The 15403-nt window shown below is 66.1% G+C and carries 16 protein-coding genes, 4 tRNA genes and 1 pseudogene; 12 read left to right on the forward strand and 9 right to left on the reverse strand.

All coding sequences use genetic code 11. The features are described 5' to 3' along the window. Window positions 1-24 precede the first annotated feature (24 nt). A complete protein-coding gene (locus tag ACPXB3_RS19635; RefSeq protein ID WP_425706695.1) occupies window positions 25-1017 on the reverse strand; it encodes a helix-turn-helix transcriptional regulator in 993 nt (330 codons plus the stop codon). Window positions 1018-1119: 102 nt separating this feature from the next. On the opposite strand from ACPXB3_RS19635, the gene ACPXB3_RS19640 reads away from it, so the two are divergent. Together ACPXB3_RS19640 and ACPXB3_RS19645 are read left to right on the forward strand one after the other, a co-directional pair. Continuing rightward, window positions 1120-1542 (forward strand): VOC family protein, encoded by a 423-nt coding sequence (locus ACPXB3_RS19640; protein WP_425706694.1) that lies wholly within the window; start codon window positions 1120-1122, stop codon window positions 1540-1542. A gap of 585 nt (window positions 1543-2127) precedes the next feature. Next, the gene (locus tag ACPXB3_RS19645; protein ID WP_425729174.1) at window positions 2128-3753 is read left to right on the forward strand and encodes an ABC-F family ATP-binding cassette domain-containing protein; all 1626 of its coding nucleotides are present in this window, start codon (window positions 2128-2130) and stop codon (window positions 3751-3753) included. A 63-nt stretch (window positions 3754-3816) separates the two neighbouring features. Here the strand turns inward: ACPXB3_RS19645 and ACPXB3_RS19650 are convergent, their stop codons facing one another. Continuing rightward, entirely contained in the window at window positions 3817-4179 is a 363-nt protein-coding gene (locus ACPXB3_RS19650; RefSeq protein WP_425706692.1) for an Rv2640c family ArsR-like transcriptional regulator, read from the reverse strand. Between the two features lie 98 nt (window positions 4180-4277). Here ACPXB3_RS19650 and ACPXB3_RS19655 point away from each other — a divergent pair, with 98 nt between their 5' ends. Continuing rightward, a complete protein-coding gene (locus tag ACPXB3_RS19655) occupies window positions 4278-4772 on the forward strand; it encodes an ArsI/CadI family heavy metal resistance metalloenzyme (protein ID WP_425706691.1) in 495 nt (164 codons plus the stop codon). 26 nt (window positions 4773-4798) lie between these two features. On the opposite strand, the gene ACPXB3_RS19660 is transcribed toward ACPXB3_RS19655, so the two are convergent. The 5 genes from ACPXB3_RS19660 to ACPXB3_RS19680 all read right to left on the reverse strand — a co-directional run bounded on the left by ACPXB3_RS19660 (window position 4799) and on the right by ACPXB3_RS19680 (window position 7267). Further along, the gene (locus ACPXB3_RS19660; RefSeq protein WP_425729176.1) at window positions 4799-5212 is read right to left on the reverse strand and encodes a low molecular weight phosphatase family protein; all 414 of its coding nucleotides are present in this window, start codon (window positions 5210-5212) and stop codon (window positions 4799-4801) included. After that, on the reverse strand, window positions 5205-6290 hold the full coding sequence (gene arsB, locus ACPXB3_RS19665) for an ACR3 family arsenite efflux transporter (protein WP_425706722.1): 1086 nt from the start codon (window positions 6288-6290) through the stop codon (window positions 5205-5207). Before arsB ends, ACPXB3_RS19660 begins: the two co-directional genes overlap by 8 nt. After that, window positions 6287-6649, reverse strand: a complete 363-nt coding sequence (locus ACPXB3_RS19670) for an ArsR/SmtB family transcription factor (protein WP_425729178.1) — start codon at window positions 6647-6649, stop codon at window positions 6287-6289. Before ACPXB3_RS19670 ends, arsB begins: the two co-directional genes overlap by 4 nt. Before the next feature lie 240 nt (window positions 6650-6889). Further along, window positions 6890-7081: a hypothetical protein gene (locus tag ACPXB3_RS19675; RefSeq protein WP_425729180.1), complete on the reverse strand. Its 192-nt coding sequence runs from the start codon at window positions 7079-7081 to the stop codon at window positions 6890-6892. Between the two features lie 110 nt (window positions 7082-7191). Further along, window positions 7192-7267 (reverse strand) — tRNA-Lys (locus ACPXB3_RS19680). Window positions 7268-7447: 180 nt separating this feature from the next. Between ACPXB3_RS19680 and ACPXB3_RS19685 the strand changes: the two genes are divergently transcribed. From ACPXB3_RS19685 to ACPXB3_RS19710, 6 genes and pseudogenes are all read left to right on the forward strand, one after another. After that, window positions 7448-7520 (forward strand) — tRNA-Glu (locus ACPXB3_RS19685). 33 nt (window positions 7521-7553) lie between these two features. Then, window positions 7554-7630: transfer RNA gene (locus ACPXB3_RS19690), tRNA-Asp, on the forward strand. A 29-nt stretch (window positions 7631-7659) separates the two neighbouring features. Then, a tRNA-Phe gene (locus tag ACPXB3_RS19695) sits at window positions 7660-7733 on the forward strand. Window positions 7734-7880: 147 nt separating this feature from the next. Further along, a complete protein-coding gene (locus tag ACPXB3_RS19700) occupies window positions 7881-8522 on the forward strand; it encodes a nucleotidyltransferase domain-containing protein (protein ID WP_425706687.1) in 642 nt (213 codons plus the stop codon). Continuing rightward, window positions 8522-8909 (forward strand): annotated as a pseudogene (locus tag ACPXB3_RS19705) (hypothetical protein). The gene ACPXB3_RS19700 and the pseudogene ACPXB3_RS19705 overlap by 1 nt, the downstream one beginning before the upstream one ends. A 444-nt stretch (window positions 8910-9353) precedes the next feature. After that, window positions 9354-10205, forward strand: coding sequence for an SDR family oxidoreductase (locus ACPXB3_RS19710; RefSeq protein ID WP_425729182.1), 852 nt, complete (start codon window positions 9354-9356; stop codon window positions 10203-10205). Between the two features lie 21 nt (window positions 10206-10226). Here ACPXB3_RS19710 and ACPXB3_RS19715 read toward each other — a convergent pair whose 3' ends face one another. After that, complete coding sequence (locus ACPXB3_RS19715; RefSeq protein WP_425729184.1) at window positions 10227-11186, reverse strand: cytochrome c oxidase assembly protein; 960 nt, start codon at window positions 11184-11186, stop codon at window positions 10227-10229. A gap of 162 nt (window positions 11187-11348) precedes the next feature. On the opposite strand from ACPXB3_RS19715, the gene ACPXB3_RS19720 reads away from it, so the two are divergent. Next, window positions 11349-12005, forward strand: coding sequence for an NUDIX hydrolase (locus ACPXB3_RS19720; RefSeq protein ID WP_425729186.1), 657 nt, complete (start codon window positions 11349-11351; stop codon window positions 12003-12005). A gap of 133 nt (window positions 12006-12138) precedes the next feature. Next, complete coding sequence (locus ACPXB3_RS19725) at window positions 12139-12690, forward strand: YceI family protein (protein WP_425729188.1); 552 nt, start codon at window positions 12139-12141, stop codon at window positions 12688-12690. 238 nt (window positions 12691-12928) lie between these two features. On the opposite strand, the gene ACPXB3_RS19730 is transcribed toward ACPXB3_RS19725, so the two are convergent. Next, entirely contained in the window at window positions 12929-13840 is a 912-nt protein-coding gene (locus ACPXB3_RS19730) for an alpha/beta fold hydrolase (RefSeq protein ID WP_425706681.1), read from the reverse strand. A 127-nt stretch (window positions 13841-13967) separates the two neighbouring features. On the opposite strand from ACPXB3_RS19730, the gene ACPXB3_RS19735 reads away from it, so the two are divergent. Next, window positions 13968-14885: an alpha/beta fold hydrolase gene (locus ACPXB3_RS19735; protein ID WP_425729190.1), complete on the forward strand. Its 918-nt coding sequence runs from the start codon at window positions 13968-13970 to the stop codon at window positions 14883-14885. The last annotated feature ends 518 nt before the right edge of the window (window positions 14886-15403 follow it).

Here is a 15403-nt window from a genome sequence, read left to right on the forward strand (position 1 = left end):
CTCGAGATTACCGAATGGCGCGGGTCACACCGTCGGTCGATGCGGTGGTCCCTGCCGTGCCGCGTCCGCGAAGCGGTGCGCGAGGGTGGCAAAGGCATCGGCGAGCTCATGTGGTGCCACCTCGAGCACGGGCCCGTCGAAGCGGGCGATCGAAGCCGCCAATGCCACCCACGACCACGACCCGACGATCAGTCGGCACCGATCGGGGCCCAGATCGTCGACCATCCCCTCGTGAACGAACGGCGCCACCTCGGCCGCGGGCAGGCCCAGCACCACCTCACCCATGCACGGCCACCGATTTCGGTGGTCGGAGCCCTTGAATCGACCGGCCAGGAAGGCGTGCACGTCACCGCCGGGAATACGACGCGGCGTGAATCTCGGACCGGTCGGAACACGCGGGGTCATCCGGTCGAGCCGGTATACGCGCCAGTCGTCGGCATCGAGGCTCCATGCGACGAGGTACCAGCGGCTCTCGGCGAGCACCACGTGATGCGGCTCCACCGTGCGTGGCGACGCGGCGGCATCGCGATCGCGACCGACCGGCACGTAGTCGAAGCGCAGCACCTCCCGGGCCCGGACCGCCGTACTCACCGCGATCAGCACCTCCGTCTCGACGACCGCGGCGTTCGATGCCGGCAAGGTCGAGAACGCCACCTCGTCGATCCGGTGCCGCAACCGGGAAGGCATCACCTGCCGCACGGTCTGCAGCGCCCGCAACGCCGACTCACCGTCGGCGATCGCCGATCCCGCGGCGATCTGCAAGGCGACCGCGACCGCGACGGCCTGGTCGTCGTCGAAGTGCATGGGCGGCAATTCCGAGCCGGCATCGAGCCGATACCCACCGTCGGGACCCTTGATCGCGACGATCCGGTAGCCGAGTTCCCGCAGGCGATCGACATCGCGCCGCAGCGTGCGGTCACTGATCTCCAACCGCCCGGCCAGCACCCGACCGGGCCAGTCGCGCCGCGTCTGCAGCAGCGACAGCAGCGTCAGCATCCGCGAGGGCGATCCGGTCATGGGTACATCTTCGCCCGAGAAGCGGACGCAAGATGACCGGTACTACTGCGAGGCTCGTCATGCGGCCGAAGACATCGGCTGCATGACAAACAAGGAGTCACCGTGTCCGTCAGCGTCACCCCGCACCTGAACTTCCGCGGCACCGCCCGTCAGGCGCTCGAGTTCTACCAGTCCGTGTTCGGCGGCGAGCTGACCATCGCCAGCTACGCCGACATGGGGATCACCGATCCCACCACCGCCGACCACGTCACCTTCGGGCAGGTCATCGGCGACAACGGCTTCCGCATCATGGCCTACGACGCCTATCCCCAGCTCGAATGGGATCAGGGCAAAGACCCGTTCTTCGTGTCCGTGCGCGGCACCGACGCCGCCGAACTCCAGAGCCACTGGGACAAACTCGCCGACGGCGCGGAGATCAAGGCGCCCCTCGCCCCGGCCCAGTGGGCGCCGTTATACGGGCAGCTCACCGACAGGTTCGGCATCACCTGGGTCCTCGATATCGCCGCCGAATATCCCGCCGCCTGAGCGAGTCGGGGTGGGCCGCCCGCGTCACTGCGACTCGGGCGGCCCGCCCTCGGCTCGGCCGCGCCGAGAGTTCCATCGTCCGAACATCTTTCGCCAGCACCGACCCCCAGGACATCGAGACCTCCGGCGGATTCAACCTCTGATCACCGATGACACGGGTGCACCCCGCCATGCCTGCCCACCCCACGCCGCTCGGCAAGCCGGGCGTCGTCGGGACCGCGGCTGATAGCATCTCTGTTCATGGAGCTGATCGAGGTCGACAGAGTCTAGCCACCGAACTGCCGGTGGCTTTCACTTGTGCGGGGTCCTCCGCATCGGTGAATACTCGTTTCGCCTATCCACGCGCATGGGCCCACCCCCGTTTCGGGATGCGGCCATTCGCGTGACGCTCACCGGCATGTTCGCATCGCCCCGGCCCCGGTCGCGTGACTGCGAATGTGCGAATCCACCTCTCGGACTTCTCATTTCGTCGACAATCGGCCTGTGGTCGGTTTGGCCCCGGCGTGCTGCGCTGCGCCCATCGATACCGCACCGATTCCCGTCACACCCGCCGGTGCTCGACGGCAGAGAAAGTGAACACCGCACATGTCTACGAAATCCGCTGTCACACTACGTGATCTGACCTTCGAATGGCCCGACGGCAGCGTCGCCCTCGTCGGCGTCAACGGCACCTTCGGCACCGGCCGCACCGGCCGCACCGGACTGATCGGCCGCAACGGCGCAGGCAAATCCACCCTGCTCCGCCTCATCGCGGGCGAACTGCAGCCGACCTCCGGCCACATCGACACCAGCGGCGAGGTGGGCTATCTACCGCAGACACTCACCCTGCAACCGGACACCACGATCGCCGAGCTGCTCGGCATCCGGCCCACCCTCGACGCGATGAAGGCCATCGAGTCGGGTGACGCCGACCAACGGCACTTCGATGTGATCGGCGACGACTGGGACATCGAGTCCCGCGCCGACGAGGCGCTACAGCAGATCGGGTTCTCGGCTGCCGACCTCGATCGCCGCGTCGCCGAGGTCTCCGGTGGGGAGGGCATGCTCATCGCGATCACTGGTCTGCGCGTCCGTCGCACGCCGATCACGCTGCTCGACGAGCCCACCAACAACCTCGACCGCGCCACGCGCGACCGACTCGCCGAGTTCGTCGATCAATGGCCGGGGACGCTCGTCGTCGTCAGCCACGACCTCGAGCTGCTCGAGCACATGGACAACACCACCGAGTTGTACGGCGCCACTCTGGAAACGTTCGGTGGTCCCTACAGCGCGTGGAAGGCACACCAGGAGCAGGAGCAGGCCGCCGCGATGCAGGCAGCGCGCTCTGCCCAGCAGGCGCTCAAGGTGGAGAAGCGGCAGCGGGTCGAGGCCGAGACGAAGCTCGCGCGCCGTGAGCGGACGGGTAAGAAGACCCAGCGCGACGGGGGCATCCCGAAGATCCTCGCCGGAAACAGGGCGAGCAAGGCGCAGGCATCGGCGGGGTCACTTCGTTCCACGCTCGACGACAAGGTCGCGGCGGCGCAGGCCGCCGTCGACGCGGCCGACGGGCGGGTTCGCGAAGAAGAGCACATCCACCTCGCCCTGCCCGACCCGGATGTCCCGCGCGGGCGGCGTCTGGCCGAGTTGGCCGACGAGGAGCGGACCATCGTGATCCAGGGGCCGGAGCGGGTCGCGCTCGTCGGCGCGAACGGAACCGGGAAGTCGACGCTGATCGCCCAGCTCGTGGAGCGGACCGAGCCGGCCCCCGGGCGGCCGCACGGACGCCTCCTCACCGACCACGTCGGCTTCCTCCCGCAGCGTCTCGACGGCCTCGACGACGACGCCAGCGCCATGGAAAACGTCGCGGCCGTCGCGCCGGAGACCCCGGCCGGCACCATCCGCAACCAGCTCGCCCGGCTCCTGCTCCGCGGCGAGGGCGTCGACCGGCCGGTCCGCACGCTCTCCGGCGGAGAGCGGTTCCGGGTGTCCCTCGCGCGGCTGCTCCTCGCCGACCCGCCGGCTCAGCTGCTGATCCTGGACGAACCGACCAACAACCTCGACATCACCAGCGTCGAACAGCTTGCCGAGGCGCTCGACGCCTACCGCGGCGCGCTGCTCATCGTGAGCCACGACTTCGCCTTCCTGGAGCGCATCGGCATCGAGACCGTCCTGGAACTGGACGAGAGCGGCCGGATGCACCAGCGACCGGAGTTGCCGCGGCAATGGAGCTGAGCCGACAGCGTTGAGGCCGGTGGCAGCGTCAGCGGTCGCTTGAGAATTCGTAAAGACGCCGGTTCAGCAGCACCCCGTCGTGGCGCTGAGGACGTTGCGCAGTGCTTCCAACGCGTCCGGCAATGCGCGGTAATAGACGTTCATCCCTCGGCGGTCAGGTGTGACCATGCCGGCTTTGCGAAGCTGCCCCAAGTGGTGACTCGTGGTGGCCTCGGCGAGACCGACCGCGGTTGCGAGGTCGCAAGTGCAGATCCCGTCGGCGGTGTCGGCGAGCAGAATCGAGACGAGCTTAATGCGCACGGGGTCGGCAAGAGCCTTGAGCCGCAATGCGATTTCCAGCGCGGTGTCGTCATCGAGCGGGGCCGCTGAGACCGGCGCGCAGCAGATCGGGGCGCTGATGTCGACCATCGGCAAGGTCTTCGGCATAACCGGATCGTACGCTCGTACTTGACATATGTCGAAAAGGTGGCACTCTGCGCTTTGACCGTATTTCGATATATGTCTCACAGGTGAAGGTGATGGTCATGTCCCGTATGCAGCTCGCACTCAACGTCGATGATCTCGACACCGCGATCGAGTTCTACTCCAAACTGTTCAACACCATTCCGGCCAAGCGCAAGCCGGGATACGCCAACTTTGCGGTCGTCGAGCCGCCGCTGAAACTGGTGCTTCTGGAGAATCCTGGCCAGGGCGGCACGATCAACCACCTCGGCGTTGAGGTGGAATCGAGCGAGAAGGTGCATGCCGAGATCGCCCGGTTGTCTGGCGAGGGCCTGATCACGCAGGAGGAGATCAACTCCACCTGTTGTTTCGCGACCCAGGACAAGGTGTGGGTGACAGGGCCGGCGAACGAGAAGTGGGAGGTTTACACCGTGCTCGCCGACTCCGACACCTTCGGGACCAGTCCGAAGTTGTTGGAGCAGAACGCCGTCGATGACACCGATCAGGGTTCGGTGTGTTGCGGTGGTAGTTCCGCCGATGCCGCCGATCCGGTGAACGCTCGTCCGGCTTGCTGCTGACGAGTGTTCGTATCTCGCGCTCTCGCCTACCGCGTGATGCGGTCGGCGAGGGTGCGGATCCGGTTGGTGATGTCGTCGCGGATCAGGCGCATCCGTTCGATGCCGTCGATCCCACGCTCGGAGGGCTCGTCGGTGTTCCACACCTCGAGAGCGACGCCGTCGGGTGGGGTGACCTCGGCGGCGCCGACGACCACGACCAGGTCCGCGGCGATCATCAGGTCGTCGGTGAGTTGACGAGGACGGTGACCGGCGACACCGGAGACGCCGACTTCGGCGAGCGCCTGGGCCGACAATTCGTTGACCTGCCCGCCGATCTTTGCACTGGTGCCGGCTGACGACGGGGTGACCAGATCGGTGACCGTCGGTGTGAGGTGCTCGGCCATCACGGACTTGCCGCGGTTGCTCACACAGACGAAGAGCACTTCGAGGGGATCAGGCATCGCGCATGGGCCCCTTCGGTGCGGTGGTTGCGGCAAATCGTCTCCGCAGCGCGAGGGACACATAGACGAGGGCGACGAGGACGGGCACCTCGATGAGTGGACCGATGACCCCGGCAAGAGCTTGCCCGGAAGTTGCACCGTAGGTCGCGATCGCGACCGCAATGGCGAGCTCGAAGTTGTTGCCGGCAGCCGTAAATGCCAGCGTGGTGGTGCGCTCGTAGCCCAGACCCATTGCGGCGCCGAGAACGAACCCGCCACCCCACATCACGGCAAAGTAGATCAGCAGCGGCAGCGCGATCCGCACGACGTCCCACGGCTGCGAAGTGATCTGATCACCCTGCAACGCAAACAGGATGACGATGGTGAACAGCAATCCATAGAGCGCCCACGGACCCAGACGTGGCAGGAATGAGGCCTCATACCACTCGCGCCCTTTCGCGCGTTCGCCGATGCGTCGGGTGAGGTAGCCGGCGACAAGCGGGATACCGAGGAAGATCAGCACCGACTTCGCGATCTGCCACGGCGAGGTGTCGATGGCCGTCTGCTCCAGGCCGAACCATCCGGGTAGCACCGAGAGGTAGAACCAGCCCAGAACGGCGAACATGATCACCTGGAACACCGAATTCAGAGCGACGAGAACGGCAGCCGCTTCACGATCACCACACGCCAGGTCGTTCCATATGATCACCATCGCGATACAACGGGCCAGACCGACGATGATCAGTCCGGTCCGGTACTCCGGCAGGTCCGGAAGCAGAAGCCATGCCAGCGCGAACATCAACGCCGGACCGACGATCCAGTTCAGCAGGAGCGATCCCAGCAGCAGACGGCGATCGCCGGTGACCGAGTCGAGTCGGTCGTAGCGCACCTTCGCCAGCACCGGATACATCATTATCAGTAGCCCGAGAGCGATGGGCACCGAGATGCCGTCGAGTTCGACGGCCGCCAGTGCGTTACCCAGCCCCGGGACAGCTCGGCCCAGGAGTAGACCGACGACCATCGCCGCACCGATCCACACCGGCAGGAACCGGTCGAGTATCGACAACTTGCCGGCAACCGCGTCCTCGGTGGCGATCACCGGTCCGCTTCGCACGCGCGAGCCTTCCCCACGACAGAGGCGAGGCCGCCCAGCAGAACCGAGAGTTGTTGCAACGCTTGGGTGTTCACGCGGTAGTACACCCAGGTCGACCGACGCTCACTGGTCATCAAACCCGCTTGCCTCAGCACCTTGAGGTGGTGCGAGATCGTCGGTTGCGAGACGTCGAACGGCCCGGAGATATCGCACACGCATGCCTCACCGCCCGGATGCGCAGCAACCTCCGACAGCAACCGCAATCGAACCGGGTCCGCGAGCGCCTTCAACAGCGGTGTGACCAGCCCGGCCTCGTCCACGCTCAGACCGCGCGATACCGGCGCCAGCATGTTCTTATTCGACATCCATCAATATTGACATGCATCAATCTACCGAGCAAACGGTAGCATTCCGCGTGCATACATGCGTTCCGCATTGATCACCACGGGGGCCACCAGACGTCGATCGTCGATTCGGTCTCAACCGAGGCGCACGCCGACCACGACGTCGGGCCGGCCGAAGTACCCGCGACGCTCCTAAACTTCACGGCCTCGACGGATAGACCGACGCTTGGGGTCTTGTTGCCGACCCGGGCTAGGCTCCAGTCACCGCTCGCGCCCAATCTGATTGGCCGCCAACCACACTGCGGCGATACCGAGCCATGCGGCGGCGATGCCGACTTCAGGCCATGGACCGCGCGCGGCCATCCCGGCGGCGCCGTCGACCGCGAGCACCACGCCCGTGGCAAGCCAGACCTTGGGGTTTCGCACGATGTGTTGCACGCTGAAGTTTCTCATCACGACCTCAGCTGCACATCGTGGTCGGGGCAGCGACGAGTGCGAAGATTGTCCGTTTCATGCGGCAATCATAAGGTGCGGCACCGACACGACCGTGTCGGTGCATGGGATGGTGCCCCCAGTAGGGCTCGAACCTACGACCTGCGGATTAAAAGTCCGTAGCTCTACCAACTGAGCTATAGGGGCGGGCCCTCGGCGCCGAGGGCGGATGCGAGTTTACCCGGTGGGTCACGGCCACCCGGCAGCCGGTGATGCCTACGCGTGTCGAAACCGCGTTGCCGCCGGTGACATGGCGATTTGTGTTTTCCGCGCGCCGTGTCCTAATCTGAGTCGGCTCCCAAACGGAGTCTCCCGAACGGAGAACCGGCCCCCTTCGTCTAGCGGCCTAGGACGCCGCCCTTTCAAGGCGGTAGCGCGGGTTCGAATCCCGTAGGGGGTACGCCTGTTCGCTCGCGAACAGACAACTGAACAAGGCCCTGTGGCGCAGTTGGTTAGCGCGCCGCCCTGTCACGGCGGAGGTCGCGGGTTCGAGTCCCGTCAGGGTCGCCAGAGGTGTCGGTATTGCACCACTGCCGTCCGGCCAGGTAGCTCAGTTGGTACGAGCGTCCGCCTGAAAAGCGGAAGGTCGTCGGTTCGATCCCGACTCTGGCCACAAAGATGAACCACCTGTTCGCAGGTGGTTTTTTCTTATTTTCTGGGATGCCTCGCCCGAGAACCGTTCTCACGGCGGACTTCCTTGTCGTCAGCAGCAACTATAGTTGCGGTACTCCAACTTTAGTTAGGGCGAGGGAGGTTTTCCATGCAGCTCAACAGGCCGATCGCAACTGTGACACCGACCCTGGACGGCGACGTGCTCGCGGTCCTGGCGAGCGCAGACGCGACATTCACCATCAGCCAGATCCAGCGCATCCTCACCACCGCGTCCGGGGAAGGCATCCGCAAGGTCCTGAACCGGCTCACCGGACAGGGTGTGGTGCTGCACGACCAGGTGGGTAGGACCAACACCTACCGCTTCAACACCGAGCACCTCGCTGCCGAGCCCATCATGGCCCTGTCACGGTTGAACGTCACTTTCCGCAGCCGCCTCGGGGAGCACTTCAACAAGTGGGGCAAAGAGCTCAAGTACGCTGCGGTGTTCGGCTCCGCCGCGACCGGGCGCATGAAACTCGACAGCGACATCGACCTGCTGCTTGTACGGTCCTCCGAGTCCGGCCGCGACAGCGATGACGCGTGGCAGCAACGGGTGACCGAACTCGCCCGACTTGTCACCGCGTGGACCGGCAATGACGGACGGATCGTCGAGTACGCCGAGAATGACTTCCGAGCCGCGGCCGCCACCGGTGAACCCTTGCTCCGTGACGTGGCGAAGCAGGGCCTGACCGTCGCGGGGACACGGACATGGTTCAACGCGCAGCTGCGCCCCGCCGCGAGGAGACCCTGATGGCGGGACAACGCGACTGCGACTCCGTGGTCACGGCGGGGCGGATGTCCAAGGCGAACGAGTTCTTCGGCGCCGCCGACTATCTCGGCGAGGAGATGCCGAACGCCGCCGGGGACCTATACGTCGATGCGGGGATCGCCGCCGCGGACGTGATCTGCTGTGTACGCCTCGGCGTGCACTCGAACACTGGCAACCACAACGAAGCGGTCGCCCTACTGAAGCGTGCGGACAGCGGGTCCGAACGGCGCCTGAATACGGCTCCTGAATTTGAAGAGCAAGGCTGCCTACACCCATCAAGACCTGACCGCTGCGGAGCTGAAGAAGATGAACCGAGCGGCCGAGTACCTGGTCGAGGTAGCCAAACAGACACTGGCCGCTCGGCCGTAGTCCGCTCCTCACCGGATCTCCGGACGACTACGACTGTGTACGTGCTGGGTACGCCAATCGCCCTCCCGCGCAGTGCACATGTTCGCGCGCACGCTATACGGCACGCGAATTGGCAATCCGCCTGCTCATAGAACTGGGCGAACTCGATGGACAATCGATCCGGCAAATGTCGGATATCGCAAGAACGCCCAACACAACCGCGCAGCGATGGGTGAAGAACCCGCTCGAAGTTCCGCAGCTACCCGAATAACTGACGCGGATCCGTGACCCCGTTCCGTGATGTGGCGAAGCACGCCTGACCGTCTCGGGGTCCGAGCAGACATTGCGTGCCAGCCCGCTCCGTCATCTGTCTCGGCATTCGCCGGCCCGTACGTTACGTCAGTTCCATTCCCGCGAGCCGTCCGCAGGTTTGCCCGACCGAGGACCCGGGGTACCCGGCAGCACATGGCTGAGACAAAGGTGTTGGTGACCGGAGCGGGAACGGGTTTCGGAAACGAGATCGCATTCCGGCTCGCTGAGCGGGGCCTCGACGTGATCGCGGGCGTCGAGATCTACGCGCAGGTGTGGGCTCTCGAGCAGGAGGCGGCACGACGCGGCGTCACAGTGCGGGTGGAGAAGCTCGATGTGACCGATCCCGGTGATCGGAAGAAGGCTTCGGGTTGGGACGTCGACGTCCTGCTCAACAACGCCGGCGTCGCCGAGGGCGGCTCGATGGCCGACATACCGGGCGACAATCTGCGTCGGCAGTTCGAGGTCAACGTGGTCGGCCCGGTGCTGTTGACGCAGGGGATCGCCAAGAAGATGGCGCAGCGTCGCAGCGGCAAGATCATCTTCATGTCCTCGATCGCCGGACTGACCGCCGATCCCTTCGCCGGCGCGTACTCGGCGTCCAAGCACGCGATCGAGGCCGTCGCCGAGTCGCTGTTCCAAGAGCTCGCGGAGTACGGCATCGAGGTGGCCACCATCAATCCGGGTCCATTCCTGACCGGGTTCAACGACCGCATGCTCGAAACGTGGAAGAGCTGGAACGATGACCCTGGTGCCCGACTCTTCGACTACAGCGAGATCGCCTTCCCACACGAGCAATACGATCCCGAACCGGTCTACGAGACGGCCGTCCGGGTGGTCACCGGCGAGACCGACGCCTATCGCAACGTCGTACCGACCGAGATCGTCGACGATCTGCGCGGGCAGGTCGACGCGCCGTGGGATCGCAAGTCGACCGACGGGCGCGGCCAGCGGTCCGAGTTGGTGGCAACCGCATACAAGATGCAGCCGGAAACTCCGGTTGAATAGGCGAATTCGAGAGGATCTCGGTCACCGGAATCGGTCACGCAGCTCCGGATGACTCTCCCACCAGAGCGTCGTCGACCCGGACGCGGAATCGATGGCTCCCTCCCCTGCGCGCGGTATCGGCTCGGCGGCGGCGAGTTCGGCAGCCTTGAGTTCGGCAGCATCGAGTTCGGCATCGGCGGCTTCGGCGCGCAATCGCTCGTCGGCGCGGAAGCGTGAGAAGAGCACGAGAAGGAACGGTAGGCCCAGGGCGTCCCCCAGAATCCAGAACACCCCGGCCCCGATGGTCTGGTCGGTTCGCAGCGACGGACCCCAGACTCGGTGCAGCGCTTCGTAATACGATGCGGCGAGCAGACCTCCCTGCCACATCACCACCCCGAGCACGCCGTCGCCGAGGGTCTCGCCGAGCGTGATGAGCAACGACATCGACTGCGGGTAACGCCGCGGCACCGGATCGAGTTGCAGCCGCGTGTAGAAGTAGCCCGCACCGCAGATCACCAGCAACAGCCGGGTGAGGGTGTCGACGGCCCCGGACTGCAGCATCGCCGGATACCAGCCGGTGAGATAGATGAGCCAGGGCGTGACGATGATCCCGGCCGACGTCGTCGCCGGCGACGCGAGCACCCGCGCGGGCTTCGACCCCAGCACCCGGTCGAACGCGGCGTGCCCGACGATGTCGCGCGCCATCGTGCCCGGCATCCCGAGCGCAAGGCAGAACGGCACCACCATCAGCAGGAGCACCACCTGCAGCGCCCGCACCCAGAACAGCACGTCGGAGTACACGCCGACGAAGCCGCAGCCGGCGATCAGCCATACCGCGGCACCTATCAACACCGGCACCGCCCGCGACGAGGGCACCGTCGAACGTCGGAGTCCGACGAGGTAGATGCCGACCACCAACACGACGAGGATCGACGACGGCAGGTCGAATCGCCATGAGGTGACTGCGGTCTGCAACGTCAACGGTGTCGAAAGGGCTGCCACGACCTATCAGTGTGCGCCGCCAGGCATCAGGTAATCGACTCGTAAAAATTTGGCGCGCAGGCTATCCGGACAATTCGGCCATGCGGGTGGACCATCCGGGGCCGGGGCGTCGCCGGCGAGCCCGTCCTTCGGCGACGATGGCCGACGTGGTGAACTAGAGCGGTGACCACCGTCGAGCACGACGCCCTGACCACCCGGCTGTCGGCCTTCGACCGTCGCGCCGCCACCGCACCCGGGAGACCCGCCGCGGTCGCGGTGGTCGTCGTCGAACGAGTCGATGAGCACGACCGGCCCGAACAGGGCATCTGGCTGCTGCGCCGGCCGATCACGATGCGCAGGCACGCCGCCCAGTTCGCGCTCCCGGGCGGTCGCTTGGATCCCGGCGAGGATGCACGCACCGCCGCGCTGCGTGAATTGCACGAGGAGATGGGAATCGCCCTGTCCCCCGACGATGTCGTCGGCATGCTCGACGACTACCCGACCCGGTCGGGCTTCGTCATCACGCCGGTCGTCTGCTGGGCCGGCCGCCCGCCCACACCGACACCCAGTCCCGACGAGGTGTCGGAATGGTTCTTCATCCCGCTTGCCGATCTCCTCGTGCCGCCGCGGTTCATCTCCATCCCGGAGTCGCCGCGGCCGGTGATCCAGATGCCGATTCCCGGCCTGCGCCGCGACCCCGACGACCACTCCCCCAGCGGCGCGACCACACTCGTGCACGCGCCGACGGCCGCAGCGCTCTATCAGTTCGCCGAGGTGTGCCTGCGCGGCCGCCACACCCGGGTCGACGAGTTCGAACAACCGGTCTTCGCCTGGACATGAGATTGCCCGACAAACTTCCGCAAACGGGGAATGAAATCGGACCGCGGTCCGGTTATGCTGGGTGATGGGCCGACACGACCCAGAAACCACTGCAGTCATCGAGCCCGGGCATCTCCCGGACAAGGAGCACATCATGAGCACATCCACCGTCACCGCACCGATCGCCGCCGGTACCTGGACCATCGATCCGGTCCACTCGACCGTCGGCTTCGCCGTCAAGCACCTCATGGTCAGCAAGGTTCGCGGCACGTTCGACGCGTTCAGCGGCACCATCACCGTCGCCGAGGACGGCACCCCGTCGGTCCAGGCCGAGATCGATGTCACCTCGATCAGCACCGGCAACGAGCAGCGCGACGGCCACATCCGCTCCGCCGACTTCTTCGACGCCGAGACCTTCCCGAAGGCGACTTTCACCTCGACGTCGGTCCGTCCCGATGGCGACGACTACGTACTCACCGGCGACTTCACCCTGCACGGTGTGACCAAGCCGGTCGACCTCAAACTCGAGTTCAACGGCGTGAACCCCGGCATGGGCCACGGTCCGGTCGCCGGCTTCGAGGCCACGACCGTGCTCAACCGCAAGGACTTCGGCATCGACATCGACATGCCGCTCGAGGGTGGCGGCGTCGTCGTCGGCGACAAGGTCACCATCACCCTGGAGATCGAGGCCGGCCAGGGCGCCTGATCCCACCCCATGACCCGATGACTCGCCCGATCGGCGAGGTCATCGCAGCAAGGGACCGGTACCGCAAACCCCGTGTGCGGTACCGGTCCCTTGCGCTTTTTCGCCGACGCAGTCCGGTCCGACATCGCGGTCCTCAGTGACGCGCTGCCCGACGCCGCCTCCACCGGAAGCGATGTCGCGGTGCACCGCGCGATCGGCGACCTCCCCGACGCGTGGCGACTGCGCCTGACACGACTGCCTAGGGAACGATGATGCGCGAGGTGGTGCGCAGATCGGCGGCGCGGACCACCTCGTCGACGGCGTCGAGGAAGGGCGGGAGAAACTTGTCGGCGCCGATCACGCAGGTTGCGTGTCCGCCGTCGACGTCGAAGCGGCGCGCACCGGGGATACCGTCGACGAGCAGTTGCTGACGTTCCGGTTCGACGACCTTGTCGCGCGTCGAGACAACGACCGCGGTGGGCACGTCGATCTCAGCGAGCCAGTCGCGGGAATCGAAGCGGCCCAAGCCTTCTCCGAAGTCGCCGGAATGCGAGAGAGGCGTCGAGAGGAACTGCCGCATCCCCCAAGCCAGGGTGCGGCCGGCGGGGCGATCAAGACTCGCATCGGAAGGGCGCGGGATGAGTTTGTACACCGGTCTGAGCAGCCGCCCGGCGCGTTCGGCCTGTGCACGCTGATGCGGGTCATGGGTGCTGAAGTACGGACCGGTCGAGCACAGCACCAGCCCGCCGACCCGGTCGCGATGGCGACGCCAGACGAGCTGGGAGATGCCGCCGCCCATCGAGAAACCCGCGGACACGAAGTGCTCGATCCCGAGGACGTCGGCGAGTGCGGCGACATCGTCGGCACAATCGAGCAGATCGAACCGGTCCGATCGGATACCCCGGCCGTGCCATCGATGGTCGAGAGTGATCACCCGGTAGCGCCGGTTCAATTCCGGGAGTACCGGATACCAGCACAGCAGGCCGGTCGTCATCACCGAATGCTGCAGGATGACCACCGGGGCGTCGGCGGGCCCGGAATCGGTGACGAAGGTCGCGCCCCGTCCCGGCAACTCCACCATGGTCCCGGTCGGCAGATCCCGCACCGCCGGGTAGAAGGAAAGGGCATGCGGGAGACGTCGGAATTTCTGATCCAGAACGGCAGGACTCACGGTTACGACGTTACGCGAGGAACCGTCTGTTGTGACTGCTCTTACCGCATGCGCCGCCACTTCGGCGGGAGGCCACACACACCCGCCGGCTCATCGTGACCGAACTCACCGTGAGATGCTGAGGCCCATGATGCGGATCGATCGTCCCAAGATCGAGGGCTCGGTCGCCGTCGACAACGGCAGGCGGCGGATCGGGTTCGCCGAGTATGGGTCGGCACACGGACGGGCCGTCGTGTGGTTGCACGGCACTCCCGGTGCGCGACGTCAGATACCGCTCGAGGCGCGGGCGTTCGCCGCCGAACACGGCATCCGGCTGATCGGCCTCGACCGGCCGGGCGTCGGCAGCTCCACCGCCCACCGCTACGACTCCGTGGCCGACTTCCCCAGCGATCTCACCGTAGTTCTCGATGCCCTGGGCATCGAGCGGTTCGCGGTGGTCGGCGTCTCCGGCGGCGGCCCGTACGCCCTTGCGACGTCGCACGCCCACCCCGGCCGCGTCGCGGTCGCCGGCATCGTCGGCGGCGTCGCACCGACCACCGGGCCGGAGGCGATCGCCGGCGGCGCGATGCGTCTGGGTTCCCTCGCCGCACCCATCGTGCAGGTGGCCGGCGTACCGCTGGGCAAGATCCTCAGCTCGGCGCTGGGCGTGGCCCGCCCGATCGCCCCTCCGGCGATCTCCCTCTACGGCCGGCTCTCACCGCGCGCCGACCGAGAGTTGCTGGCCCGACCCGAGTTTCGCGCGATGTTCCTCGACGACCTGCTTCACGGCGGCAGCCGGCGAATGGAGGCTCCATTCGCCGACATCGTGATCTTCGCCCGGGACTGGGGATTTCGCGTCGCCGACATCACCACTCCGACGCGGTGGTGGCATGGCGACCGCGACCACATCATCCCCTACGCGCACGGGGAGCACATGGTCTCGCTGCTGAGCGATTCCAAACTCTTCCGCCTGTCCGGCGAGAGCCACCTGAGCACCTTCGGGATGTCGACGGCGATCCTCGCCGAGCTGCTCTCCGTGTGGGATCACGCGGATTCTGCGCCGTAAAGACTCCGCCGTAAACTGGTCTCCGGATCTTCTGCCGATCATCGAGATCCGCGGCACCGGTGTCACACAATGCGCGGGTCATGCCATCGGTCCGGCAATCCTGTTGCGCGACTTGGTAACCCGAGCCGAATCCGCCATCGACGAGAGCCTGGCCGCACCGGTGGTCGACACCGACATCCTGCGGGCCGCGATGTAGAGGGCCGCACACGACGGACTCGACGGCAACGACGCGTCAGCGACGGCTCTTCACCGAAGGAGCAACCGCGACCGAACTCGTCGATCTGGCTGCCGCCGACTTCACCCGGTGAGCGACGCCCCTACCACACGCCACCGACAAGAATCGGCCGACTCGGACCGCGCGAATGATGTTGTGTACAAACAGTATTCGTCTTCTGAGGCCTTGCGCTCAGCGGATTTCCATGTAGACTGGACCCATCGCAGCGATCGCCAGGGGAGGGCACATGATCGACGACACCACCACCAGCTCTACAAGCTCAAACAGTTCCACCGCCCGCATC

The sequence above is a fragment of the Gordonia sp. DT219 genome (assembly GCF_049847065.1).
Lineage (GTDB): Bacteria > Actinomycetota > Actinomycetes > Mycobacteriales > Mycobacteriaceae > Gordonia.